Source organism: Methanobacterium sp. (assembly GCA_030017655.1).
Taxonomy (GTDB): Archaea; Methanobacteriota; Methanobacteria; order Methanobacteriales; family Methanobacteriaceae; genus Methanobacterium_D.
Map to the genome: position 1 here is coordinate 54,979 of JASEIM010000001.1, position 13,177 is coordinate 68,155.

Here is a 13,177-nt window from a genome sequence, read left to right on the forward strand (position 1 = left end):
TTATCTCAATATATAAACTATGACTATTTAAGTAATACTCTTTAAAATGAATTTTAGAAAATCAGATAAAGCTTTTAATTATACTTAAATTGATGATAAGGATGAAATGGCTTTATAAATGATTTTGAAAAATAAAATCCGAAAGATGGAGAGTTTTTTAAGGTTAATAAACTATTTTACATACTATAAAATCTTTATTTTCATATACTATTTCTGCATATTCTGGAATTAGCTCTTTAATATTTGATTTGATGTCCTTACTGAAATAGAAAAGTGGATAAAATTCTGAACGCACCTTTTTCAGATATATGGATTCATTTTTTGATTGGAAAGTTAGGCGCTTGTCAAAAACCATATAACCTATTTTTTCTTTTTCAAAGAATGAAGGAGGGGTCTGATTATTAAGATATATAAATCCATAATGCAATGGCATCAATGTTTTTGAAGAAATTAGCATTCCAGAATACAAGTTGTTTGTAATAATTGATTTGTTTCTATCTCCATTTTCATTAAACCACTCCATCAAATCTACTTCTGAAGCGCGGGGTGGTGCAATTTGAATATATCCAAATTCAGTTTGCGCTCCGAATTTTGTAATTTTGGGATTTTCTATGGTTAAAACTCCAAAAAAAGTACATAATATAAATATACTTATTAAAAAAAGAGATCTAAACTGCGTTGAGGAAAATCTCTTATGATATTTAAGTTTATAATAGATATGGCTTAAGCCAAATCCACTAAATATTGAGAGAGGTATAAGCAAATAAATTAATACCCTATAGGATATAACATTTATACCAAACCAGTATGCTTTACTTAATAAAAACATGGTTATAATCCATGCAAAAATGAACATATGTTCTTTTTGCATTTTTTTAAGTGCAGTAATTCCACCTATGGCTGTAAATATCAATATCATAGCTCCGAGGGATCCAAAATATCCTAAGGTGCTCATAGATTTATTATATGTTAATGATGTACTGTAGCCCATAACTGTACTCAGCCCTTGTTGTATAATGCTGTGAAATACGTCTGGTCTCAGGAAAGCAAGTCCAATTGCAGCCGCAAATGATAGAGTTATCAGGATAACAAGAAAAGCACCATAATTTTTTAAAACATTTATGTTTTTATTCCAGACTAATTCGAACAATGTAAAAGCAGTTATGATTAAAAAGAGACATAAAGGGGCTGCTAGATGTATTGAGATTATTATTGCGAATATAAATCCTGCAATAAATGCGTATTTTAAAACACCTTCTTTTATTGACCTGTAATAAAAATAAATGGAGATAGGTAAAAATATTAAAGCAAGGTTTTCAGGGATTGGTAAGATAATTCGATGGATTAAATAGCTGGATATTATTAAAAATCCTGCAGATATTCCTGCAATTTTTCCATAAAATTCTTTTGCTATGTAAGATACTGATAAAACAATTGAAGCCGCTAAAATGGGCTGCAGGAATTTTGCAACATCGAAATAATCAATTTTTAATCCAGTAGCTAAAGAAGCAAGTAATAAATGGAAAAGAGGAGGATAACCTATTTTCTGTGAAGGATGTACTAGTGGATTTTCTAATACAAATCCATAGTGTGCATATATTTTTGCATACTGTACATGGTAAATTATATCCCAGCTTAATGGCCACTGGTATTTCAACGTAGGTATTAAAGCTATAAAAAACATTGTAATTGCTGGAATTAATAGTAATATTTTGTATTTATATTTGTTAAAATTCATTGAATCACTTTTCGAGCCTAAAGCAAATTTGGAATATCATTTAAAATTAATATTGGTATGTACTGCATTTAAATTTGACTGAATATTTAATAGTTTTTTGTAATTATTTTGACATTTTTTATTTATTAGTATTTTTTTATAGAATTTGTATAGATTTATGTTATTTAATGTAAAAATTTTTTATTAAAATTAGTTAATTTTGTTACTTTGATTTTTTTTATTCGAAACATTTATATACCAAAAAATACATTTTTTCTTTATCGGAAATAGGAAACATATTTCCGATAAAAAATTCTTTAGAAAACTGTGGTTTTCGAACCACATAAATAAAAATTTATGAGGTCTAACATGGTAAGAAAAGTAGCTATTTATGGAAAAGGTGGAATTGGAAAATCCACAACCCAGCAGAACACAGCAGCCGCAATGGCACACTTTCATGAGAAAAAAGTCATGATCCACGGTTGCGACCCAAAAGCAGACAGCACTCGTCTGATATTGGGAGGTAAAATGCAAACCACCATGATGGACACACTAAGGGAAGAAGGAGAAGAAGCATGTACTCCTGAAAACGTCGTGGAAATTGGATATGAGGGAATTAAATGTTGTGAATCTGGTGGACCAGAACCTGGTGTCGGATGTGCTGGAAGAGGTGTAATTACTGCAATTTCCTTAATGGAAATGTATGGGGAATATGAAAAAGATTTAGACTTTGTATTCTTCGATGTTTTAGGGGACGTAGTATGTGGTGGTTTTGCGATGCCTGTGAGGGACGGTAAAGCCGAAGAAATTTATATTGTGGCATCAGGTGAGATGATGGCACTTTACGCGGCAAACAATATCTGTATAGGTATGGTAAAATATGCTGAACAAAGTGGAGTAAGACTTGGAGGAATAATCTGTAACAGTCGAAATGTTGATGGTGAAAGAGAGTTACTTGAGGAATTCTGTGAAAAAATTGGCACTCAAATGATTCACTTTGTTCCAAGAGATAATATAGTTCAAAAAGCAGAATTCAACAAAAAATCTGTAATTGAATTTGATGAAAGCTGTAATCAAGCTGAAGAGTACAAAACACTGGCCGATAAAATAATCAACAATGAAAATTTCGTTATTCCTAAACCAATGACAATGGAAGAACTGGAAGAACTGGTTGTAAAGTATGGGTTAGTTGATTAAACAAACTATGGAGATTAAAAAATGAAAATGATAAGAGCAATTGTACGCCCAGATAAAGCAGAAGAAGTTGTAGATTCCTTAGCAGAGGCAGGATATGTTGCACTTACAAAAATGGATGTCATTGGAAGAGGTAAGCAAAAGGGAATTCAAATAGATAAAATTTATTATGATGAATTACCCAAAACAATGCTTCTTTTGGTTGCAGAAGAGGAAAATACTGATAAAATCATCAGTATAATAAATGAATCTGCATTTACAGGAAGCTTTGGTGATGGGAAAATATTTGTAAGCCCTGTTGATGAAGCATACACAGTCAGGACAAGATCTGCAGGATTATAATTTAATTAAAACTAATCGGTGTACTTAATGAAAGAAATAATAGCAATTATACGCCCAAATAAGATGGCTCAAACAAAAGAAGTTTTAAGTGCCCTTGGATTCCCTGCAATGACTGCATACAGGGTCATGGGACGAGGAAGGCAAAAAGCAATAATTGGAGAGGTATCCTTTGATATTAATAAGCCAGAACTCCTTGAAGAAGAGGGGACAATGAGATATGTGCCAAAAAGACTTATATCATTAGTTGTGCCTGATGAAGACGCTTCTCTTGTAGTTGAAGCTATAATGAGGGTTAATCAAACCGGACAAATAGGCGATGGAAAATTATTCGTTTGCCCAATAGATGATGCAATAAGGGTAAGAACAGATGAACGCGGAGAAGAAGCAATAATATAATGCTTAATAATGTATTTAAAGACTTATAGTTATTAGGAGAGAAAATATGCCCTTTAAACTTTTTGAAGTTGATAAAGAGATTCCAGATAGAGAACAATTTATTTACATAAAAGATTCAGCGGATCCAAAAGAACATATCCCTAAATGTAATACAACAACCATTCCGGGGTGTATGACCGAACGTGGATGTGCATTTGCAGGAGTTAAAGGGGTAATTACTGGAGCTGTAAAAGACGTTGTCCATGTAGTACATTCGCCAGTAGGATGTACCACATATGGTTGTGGAAGTAAAAGATATCCTACATCTCCTGATCTTCCAGATGGGAGTAAAGTTCCAGTAGATCAGTTTAACCTGAAATATATTATGGGTACAGACCTTAAAGAATCAGATGTGGTTTTTGGGGGAATAAAAAAACTCAGACAATCAATTCTAGAAGCAGCTAAAGAATTTCCATTTGTAAATGCTATTTATACCTATGCAACATGTACTACTGGGCTTATAGGGGATGATATGGATGCTGTTGCAAAAGAATTATCTGAAGAATTAGGTAAAGATGTTGTAGCATTCAATGCTCCAGGATTTTCAGGACCTACTCAATCAAAGGGGCACCATGTTGGAAACCTGACACTATTCAACCGCCTTGTAGGTACAAAAGAACCTCCAGAAACAACACCTTACGATATTAATCTTATAGGTGAGTACAACATAGATGGAGACATTTGGGTCCTACAAAAATACTTTGACGAGATGGGAATAAATATCCTCTCTAAATTCACTGGAGATTGCAGCCACGATGAGATATGCTGGATGCACAGGGCTAAATTAAGTTTAGTAAGATGCCAGCGGTCAGCAACATACATTGCAGATCTTATTGAAGAAAAATATGGTGTTCCATACATGAAAGTGGACTTTTTTGGTCCCAAATACTGTGCAGAAAACTTAAGGGCTGTAGCAAAATATTTCGGCAAGGAAGCAGAAGCTGAAAAAGTTATAGAAAGTAGAATGAAAAAAATACAACCTAAATTAGATTTCTACAAAGAAAAACTCCAGGGAAAGAAAGTATGGGTATTTTCTGGAGGACCTAAAAACTGGCACCTTCCTGAACCATTAAAAGAACACCTTGGAATGGAAACAGTAGCAGTATCAACAATGTTTGAGCACGAAGATGGATATGAAAAAATTAAAGATAGAGTGGATGAAGGAACGGTCATATTTGATGATCCAAATTCACTTGAACTTGAAGAAATCATTGAAGTTTATAAGCCAGATATAATCCTTTCAGGTATAAAAGAGAAATATATAGCTCATAAATTTGGAGTACCATGCGTTTTAATCCATTCATACGAAAACGGACCTTATATAGGTTTTGAAGGATTTATAAACCTGGCTCAGGATATATATGCGGCCATCTATAATCCTGTGTGGAATATGCTGGAATTTGAAGAAGATATAGAAGAAGTCGAAAGTGAGGAGCAGATAGGATGAGCTGTGCAAATGTAATTAAAAAAGAGAGAACTTCTGTAATCAACCCTCTTGTAACATGTCAACCAATGGGAGCAATGTATGCAGTTGCAGGAATAAGAAGAGGGCTTCCATTAGTCCACGGTTCCCAGGGATGCTCCACATTTGTGAGGTACTCCTTCTCACGTCACTTCCGTGAACCATCAGAAATTGCTGTGACATCACTCCACGAAGATGCAGCTGTTTTTGGTGGAAGAAAAAACCTCATATCTGGTATTGGAAATCTCGCAATAAGGTTCAAACCAAATTTAATTGGAGCCATCAGTACATGTTCAAGTGAAATTATTGGAGATGACATGGAGGGTTTCATTAAAGTGGCAAAGGAAGAAATGAAACAGAGGATGGGAGAAAAAGAGGCAGAAAAAGTAAAAATAGTGCCAATAAGCACTCCAAGTTTTGTTGAAACCCACTTCAAAGGCTACGACAATGCAATTAAAGCTCTGGTTGATAATTTGGCTGAAGATCCAAGTGAATCTAACGAAAAAGTCAATATAATTCCGGGAATGGTAAATCCTGGAGATATAAGAGAAATAAAGCATATTCTAAGCTTAATGGGTGCTGAAGGCATCATCTTAACTGATATTTCAGATCCATTTGATTCACCACTTAGACCATCTACAACCGAAATGAAACCATTTTATCCAAAAGGAGGAACTATTGTAGAAGAAATTGCTGATACTTCAAATAGTCTTGGTACAATCTCTTTGTGTGGATATGCAGGCTCTGGTGCTACATCACTCGAGAAAAAATATGATGTTCCAGCAGCTGTTGGCCCAATACCTATCGGGGTTCAAAACACTGACCAGTTCATGAGAAACTTAAAAAAATTCACTGGATTAGAGATTCCAGACACAATCCTGGATGAAAGAGGACTGCTTATTGATTCCATGGCAGATTTAGCATCAAGATATCTGTTTGGACGAAAAGTTGCAATATTTGGAGATCCATCAATAACTTCTGGAATTGCCAGATTTGTATGTGAACTTGGAATGGTTCCTTCAGTAGTCTGTACTGGTGTTGAAAGCAGGGAATTCGTTGAAGAGATGAAAAAAGTTGCTAAAGAATCAGATGGTCCTGTAGATGTACTGATAAGAAGTGATTTAAGAGATTTAGAAACACATCTAGAAGAAGATCCTGTGGACATCATGATTGGCCATTCTGATGGAAGATTATTCGCTAAAGCACTAGATATTCCACTTATAAGAGTAGGATATCCTGTATATGACAGAGTAGGGTATCATAGAGTTCCTATAGTGGGTTACAATGGTGGAATAAATCTCATAGACAGAATAACAAATACGGTCTTTGAAAAATACTATGATGCTGAACACTGGAAGCTTCAGCAGTAAAAAAAAAGAAATGGGAATAAGATGGGACATATTCAAAAAAATAAGCCTAAAAGCCATTTATCTCTCCAAAACATCCAGAATGCAGGGACAAATGAAATAAATATTGATGTCCCTGATTCTATCATTAAAACCCTTGAAGCACGTAAAAATCATATATGCATTAAAAAAGGCGATAATTCAAACCCCTCATGCAATAAAGCCTCAATTCCAGGTACAGTTACACAAAGATCATGCGTATATGGGGGTGCAAGAGTAGTTCTCATGCCCATAACCGATGCAATTCACTTGGTACACGGCCCGATAGGCTGTGCTTCATGTACATGGGATATAAGGGGCAGCAGATCATCCTCTGATGATCTATATAAAAACGGGTTTTCAACAAATCTAGAGGAAAAAGACATAGTATTTGGAGGAGAAAAGAAACTTCTTGAAACTATAATCGAATTAAACAAATTATATAATCCTGCAGCAGTATTCGTATATGCTACATGTGTTGTTGGATTAATAGGAGATGATTTAAAAAGTGTTGCAAGAAAAGCTGAAAGATTAACTAAATGTAGAGTCATCCCTGTCCAATCAGAAGGATTCAGGGCTGTAAATAAATCCCTTGGTCACCAGCTTGCCTGCGATGCAATGCTGGACTATTTAATTGGAACAGATGAGCCTGAAACCATAACAAAATATGATATTAATATTGTAGGAGAATTCAATGTTGCAGGAGATCTCTGGGGCATTAAACCTCTATTTGAAAAGATAGGGGTGAATGTAAGTTGTGCAATTACCGGCGATTCTAAAGTAGAAGACATAGCAAGAGCGCACAGAGCAAAATTAAATGTTGTTCAATGCCAGAAATCTTCCAATCACCTTGCAATGGAAATGGAGAAAAAATATGGAATACCCTTTCTAAAGGTAAACTTCTTTGGAATAGAAGAAACTTCAAATTCCCTAAGAGATGTTGCACAATTTTTCAATAATCCTGAAATGATTAGGAAGACTGAAGAACTTATAAAATCTGAAACTGAAAGATTAAGAGCTGAAATCATCAAATACAAAGAAAGGTTAGCTGGAAAAAGAGTAGCAGTTTATGTGGGCGGTAATAAAGCATGGTCATTAATTAAGGCTTTTGAAGAGATTGAAATGGAAGTTATAATGACAGGAACTCAAAATGGACTTCTTGAAGACTATGAAAGAATTAGAGAAACAGTTAAAGATGGTACACTTGTGGTGGATGATGCAAATTCAATGGAACTTGCACGGCTTCTAAAAAAATACAGGCCAGATTTAATAGTATCTGGAGCAAAGGAGAAATATTTATCATTAAAACTCGGAATACCATTTTGTGACTTTAATCATGACAGAATAACATCCTTTGCAGGATTTCAAGGATTCATAAACTTTGCAAAAGAAGTAGATCGAGCTGTATCCAGTCCGGTGTGGAATTTAACACCTAAAAATTACAGTGGAGTAAAAGAAAATGCAAAATAATACAATGAGTCTAAAAACAGAAAATCAGTGTGTTACAGATAAGAAATTTGCAGTTATAAATCCCTGTAAAATGTGCCAGCCAATGGGGGCTGTTCAGGCACTTTTAGGTGTAAAAGGAGCAATGCCCCTTATTCATGGTTCTCAAGGGTGCAGTACATACATGAGATTTCAGCTCTGCAGACATTTCAGAGAGCCGATTAATGTCTCATCAACATCAATGAGTGAAGGAACAGTGGTTTACGGTGGTGAAGGCAATCTTTTAAAAGCACTTAATACGATCTGGAAGGAATACAACCCAGAATTAATAGGTGTCACCTCAAGTTGCCTCACTGAAACAATAGGGGATGATATGTCTCTTATTATAAAAAAATTCAAAAATTCACATCCTGATGAAGATTTACCACCAATAGTGCCAATCAGCACTCCCAGCTATTCCGGCTCACATGTTGATGGATATGATAAAGCAGTTAAATCATTAGTTGAAAATTTAGCACATCCTGAAGAAAATAATCATAAAATAAATGTTATACCTGGAATGATATCACCTGCAGATATAATGGCAATTAAGGATATTTTAAAAGAACTTGATATGGAAAGTATTTTCATCACAGATACATCTGAATCCCTCAACTCCCCTCTAACTGATGATGTATCATTTTTGCCGGGTGAAGGTACTAAAGTAGATGAAATAAGAGAATCTGCTAATTCCATAGCTACAATATCCTTAAGTAAACATGCCGATTCTGCAGGTGCATTCCTTCAAAAAAAATGTGGAGTTAAATCAATATCTGGTCCTCTTCCAGTAGGTGTACGGAACACGGACCAATTTATAGATTATATCACCAAAAGGAGGAGTATTGAAGTTCCAGAATCAATACAGAGGGATAGGGGGAAAATTATTGACGCCATAGTTGATGCCCATCCCTACAATTATTCCAGAAAAGTAGCATTGTATGGAGATCCTGATGTAGTAACTGGTTTGTCACGTTTTGTATGTGAACTTGGAATGATCCCTTCAGTAGTCTGCACTGGAGTTCAAAGCAGCAGATTTGTTGAAGATATGGAAAAAATTGCGAAAGAAAATAATGTTTCTCCAGTAGTTTTAGCTGGATGTGATTTATACGATTTGCATCAGCAAGTAAAATGCCAAGACATAGAGCTACTTATAGGAAATTCTTATGGTGCAAGAATAGCAGAAGCAGAAAATATTCCTATTTTAAGGATGGGATTCCCAGTTTATGATAGATTAGGGGCCCAAAGAATAAGTATTCTTGGCTACAAAGCAGGGATTCAAATGGTTGACACAATTACAAATATAATGCTTGAAAATTACTATGACGAATCAGGTCACGAGATTATGGAGTTTTAAAGATAATGAAGATAGCAGTTGCAACAAGTGATGGAAAAAATGTAGATTTGCACTTTGGAAGTGCAGAGATTTTTCTAATCTTTGAAATAGAAGAAAATAACGTAAATTTTTTAGAACTCAGAGAAAAACCAAGGGTACAAATAAATGAACATTCAGACAGATGGACTGTATCTTTAAAACCCCTAAAAGACTGTGATGCTGTTTTTTGCAGTAGAATTGGAGATGAACCTAAAGAATCTCTTCAAAGTAAAGGTATAGGAATACTTGAATCTCAAAAGTCCATTAAAGAAGCGATTAAAGATTATATTGAATAAAAAAGGAGAAAAACAAATGGCTAAAGTTGTAATAGATTATGAAAAATGCGATGGTGCAGATTGTGGAGAATGTGCAGATGTTTGCTCAATGGAAGTCCTTGTACTTGAAGGAGATAAAATTGAAATAAAATGCACCGAAGAGTGCAGTTTATGCGAAGTTTGCACTGATGTATGTCCAAAAGATGCCATAAAACTTGAAAATAGTTAAATAAAGTTTTTTTATTTTTTTATTATTTTTATATTCAAGTTATAAATTATAATATTTGGAGGTAATTTTTTGAAAACAATAGTTACAGCTTGTACCCGTGATTGCCCTGGCGCATGTAGTGTTATTGCCCATGTAGAAAATGGTAAAGTGGTTAAATTAACAGGAAACAAAGAACATGATTTTACAGCAGGACTTTTATGTGGTAGTACAAAAAATTACCTTAAAGATCACTTTTATAGTTCAAAAAGAATATTAAATCCTCTTAAAAAGGTAAATGAAGAATGGAAGAGAATAAGTTGGGATGAAGCTCTTGATATTGCAGCATTTAAACTTAAAGAAGTAAAAGAAGAATATGGGAGCACATCTATTCTTTACTATCAGGGCTTTGGAGCTCGTACAGCACTTAGAATTATCAACCGAAGATTCTTCAACGCATTTGGAGGAGTTTCAACTCTCTATGGTACGGTCTGTGGAGGAATTGGCCAGGCAGGTCAGGAACTTGATTTTGGAGAAAGAATTTCTCACGATCCGTTTGATCATTTAAACAGTAAGAATATAATCATTTGGGGCAGAAATCCAGCAGTAACAGATATTCATCTATGGAGAATACTTAAAGAAGCAAGGAAGAATGGAAATAAACTTATTGTAATAGATCCAGTTAAAACAGACACTGCAAAAAGAGCGGATTTATTTTATCAGCCGTCTCCAGGCTCAGATGCGTTTCTTGCAATGGCATTATCTAAAATTCTATTTCAGGAGAACCTCATAGATTCTGATTTTATATATAACCACAGTAAAAACTTCGAAGAATACAAAAAGATTATTGATAGATTTTCTTTAGATTATCTTAGAAAAAAATGCGATATTTCAATAAATGGACTTGAAGAACTGGCACGAATCTATGCTGATGGCCCGAGCAGCATAATTTTAGGTTGGGGAATGCATAGATATTTGAAGGGTCATCAAACATTTCGAATGATCGATGCACTTGCTGCAATTTCTGGAAATATTGGTATTTCTGGTGGGGGGGTTAGCCAGGGGTTTGAAGAATTTGGATATTTTGATAATTCTCTTGAAGGAGCAGAACTTAGAGATGAATCAAGAAAACTACCAATGCCAACAATTGGTAAGGCTATTTTTGAATCGAAAGATCCAGAGATTAAACTAATTTTTATAAGTGCAGGCAATCCTGTTGCTATGAGTCCGAATTCAAAAAAGGTCAAAAAAGCATTTGAAAGTGTTGATTTTATAATCGCAGTTGATCATGTTTTGAATGATACAACAGAACTTGCAGATTTATTTTTACCAGCAACAACATTCCTTGAAGATGAAGATCTTCTTGGAAGTTATGGAAGTAATTGGATTACCCCAATAAACCCTGCTGTAGAACCCCTTGGTAAAACCCGATCTGAATTGTGGATATTCCAACAGTTAGCTCGAAGACTTGGATTTGAAGATAAAATGGAGGGAACCCCAAAAGAATGGCTTTCAAAACTTGCTGAACCATTAATAAATCAAGGTTTTTCACTTGAAGATCTTCAAAAAGCACCAATTAGAGTACCTTCAGCTCCAAAAACACCTTATGAAACTAAAAAATTTAAAACTCCTTCAGGTAAATTTGAATTCATTAAAGAATTTGAGCATGAAGATAATTTTAATAGAGAATTTCCACTTAGATTAATCTCAGTAATGCCTAAAAAGTGGATATTATCTGGGATTCCGGAAAATGAACATAAAAATGGTATTTTGGAACTTCAAGTGCATCCTGATGTTTTAAAAGAGATGAATATCAATGATGGGGATGAAGCATTGCTTGAATCTTCTGTTGGGCGTCTTATTGTTAAATTAATTGGAAATGAAGAAATTAGAAAAGATTATGTCCTTGCACAAAATGGGGGATGGTTAAAATACAATAAATGCGTTAATGTTTTAACAAAAGACATGATCAGTGAGCTTGGAAATGGAACACCTTATAATGAAACATTTGTAAGACTTAGAAATATTAATTAATCAAAAAAAGTTTTTTTGGGAATTTATCTTTCCCTTTTTCCTTCTATAAATTCATTCACCATTTCATATGCTTTTTCATCCTTGAATTGTTGTGGCGGATGTTTCATGGTGTAAGCTGAAATTGAGGTTAACTGGCCACCAATACCCCTTTCAAGGGCCAGTTTACAGCATCTTATAGCGTCAATTACGCATCCGGCGGAATTTGGTGAATCTTCAACACTTAACCTTAATTCAATGTTCATGGGCACGTCGCCGAAGGTTTTTCCTTCCATTCTGAGGAAACATAATTTATTGTCTTTTTGCCATGGGACGTAGTCGCTGGGTCCGATATGAATGTCAGGGTCATCAAGTCTTTCAGCAAGTACAGATTGGACAGCTTCGGTTTTTGATTCCTTTTTTGAATCGAGTCTATCTCTATTTAGCATGTTAAGGAAGTCAGTGTTTCCTCCAGTGTTTAACTGGTATGTTCTTTCTAATTTGACTCCTCTTTCACGGAATAAATTAGCCAATGTTCTGTGAGTTATTGTAGCCCCGATCTGGGCTTTTATATCATCACCTACAATTGGGATTCCTTTTTCTTCAAATTTTTTAGCCCATTCATCGTTGCTTACAATAAAAACAGGCATGCTGTTTATAAATGCAACTCCGGCATCAAGGGCGCATTGTGCATAGTATTCAACTGCTTTTTGGGAACCTACAGGAAGATAATTTACCAGTATTTCAGCACCACTTTGTTTTATAACCTCTACGATATCAGATTCTGGCTCCCTGGAGACTATAAATGTGTAATCATCGTCATAGTTCTCCATATGGGGGGCTACTCCATCGAGAACTTTACCCATTGATACTTTAACGCCTGTTTTTTCGATCTTCGGGCAAAATACTGTTGTACAATTTGGCTTTGCAAAAATAGCTTCACTAATATCTTTTCCTACTTTTCTCTCATCTATATCAAAAGCAGCTACAACTTCTATATCGCTTGGTTTAAAGCCGCCGATGTCCCAGTGCATTAAACCAATTGCATCTTCACCCTTTTTATCTTTATAATAATGAATTCCCTGTATTAAGGAACTTGCACAATTACCAAGCCCAATTATTGCTATTTTTATCTTCTCCAAATGTAACACCCTCTAAAACACTATTAGAAATGTTGATGTACCTATCAATATTATATAAAATTAATATCACAATTTTATTTTATTCTTCTATTTCTATTTTATTTTTCAAGTTATTATATTCTCTTTTAAGAGAGAATTAGCTTATTATACTAT

At 34.5% G+C, this 13,177-nt stretch carries 12 protein-coding genes; 10 read left to right on the top strand and 2 right to left on the bottom strand.

Annotated features, from left to right (window positions below; genetic code table 11):
- Positions 1–163: 163 nt before the first annotated feature.
- Positions 164–1,738 (bottom strand): hypothetical protein, encoded by a 1,575-nt coding sequence (locus tag QMD61_00290; GenBank protein ID MDI6723062.1) that lies wholly within the window; start codon positions 1,736–1,738, stop codon positions 164–166.
- A 348-nt stretch (positions 1,739–2,086) separates the two neighbouring features.
- On the opposite strand from QMD61_00290, the gene nifH reads away from it, so the two are divergent.
- From nifH to QMD61_00340, 10 genes are all read left to right on the top strand, one after another.
- Positions 2,087–2,914: a nitrogenase iron protein gene (nifH, locus tag QMD61_00295; GenBank protein ID MDI6723063.1), complete on the top strand. Its 828-nt coding sequence runs from the start codon at positions 2,087–2,089 to the stop codon at positions 2,912–2,914.
- A 21-nt stretch (positions 2,915–2,935) separates the two neighbouring features.
- A complete protein-coding gene (locus QMD61_00300) occupies positions 2,936–3,253 on the top strand; it encodes a P-II family nitrogen regulator (GenBank protein MDI6723064.1) in 318 nt (105 codons plus the stop codon).
- Between the two features lie 27 nt (positions 3,254–3,280).
- Positions 3,281–3,649 (top strand): P-II family nitrogen regulator, encoded by a 369-nt coding sequence (locus QMD61_00305; protein ID MDI6723065.1) that lies wholly within the window; start codon positions 3,281–3,283, stop codon positions 3,647–3,649.
- Positions 3,650–3,695: 46 nt separating this feature from the next.
- Entirely contained in the window at positions 3,696–5,135 is a 1,440-nt protein-coding gene (locus tag QMD61_00310) for a nitrogenase subunit alpha (protein MDI6723066.1), read from the top strand.
- Positions 5,132–6,520, top strand: coding sequence for a nitrogenase component 1 (locus QMD61_00315; GenBank protein MDI6723067.1), 1,389 nt, complete (start codon positions 5,132–5,134; stop codon positions 6,518–6,520). The genes QMD61_00310 and QMD61_00315 overlap by 4 nt, the downstream gene beginning before the upstream one ends.
- A 21-nt stretch (positions 6,521–6,541) precedes the next feature.
- Positions 6,542–8,005 carry a nitrogenase iron-molybdenum cofactor biosynthesis protein NifE gene (nifE, locus tag QMD61_00320; protein MDI6723068.1) on the top strand — a complete coding sequence of 488 codons (1,464 nt, stop codon included), beginning with the start codon at positions 6,542–6,544 and terminating at the stop codon, positions 8,003–8,005.
- Positions 7,995–9,374, top strand: a complete 1,380-nt coding sequence (nifN, locus tag QMD61_00325) for a nitrogenase iron-molybdenum cofactor biosynthesis protein NifN (protein MDI6723069.1) — start codon at positions 7,995–7,997, stop codon at positions 9,372–9,374. Before nifE ends, nifN begins: the two co-directional genes overlap by 11 nt.
- 5 nt (positions 9,375–9,379) lie before the next feature.
- Positions 9,380–9,688, top strand: coding sequence for a NifB/NifX family molybdenum-iron cluster-binding protein (locus QMD61_00330; GenBank protein ID MDI6723070.1), 309 nt, complete (start codon positions 9,380–9,382; stop codon positions 9,686–9,688).
- A 16-nt stretch (positions 9,689–9,704) separates the two neighbouring features.
- Complete coding sequence (locus QMD61_00335; GenBank protein MDI6723071.1) at positions 9,705–9,896, top strand: 4Fe-4S binding protein; 192 nt, start codon at positions 9,705–9,707, stop codon at positions 9,894–9,896.
- A 69-nt stretch (positions 9,897–9,965) separates the two neighbouring features.
- Positions 9,966–11,906 carry a molybdopterin-dependent oxidoreductase gene (locus tag QMD61_00340; protein MDI6723072.1) on the top strand — a complete coding sequence of 647 codons (1,941 nt, stop codon included), beginning with the start codon at positions 9,966–9,968 and terminating at the stop codon, positions 11,904–11,906.
- Positions 11,907–11,929: 23 nt separating this feature from the next.
- Here QMD61_00340 and QMD61_00345 read toward each other — a convergent pair whose 3' ends face one another.
- A complete protein-coding gene (locus QMD61_00345) occupies positions 11,930–13,024 on the bottom strand; it encodes an inositol-3-phosphate synthase (protein MDI6723073.1) in 1,095 nt (364 codons plus the stop codon).
- Positions 13,025–13,177: the final 153 nt, after the last annotated feature.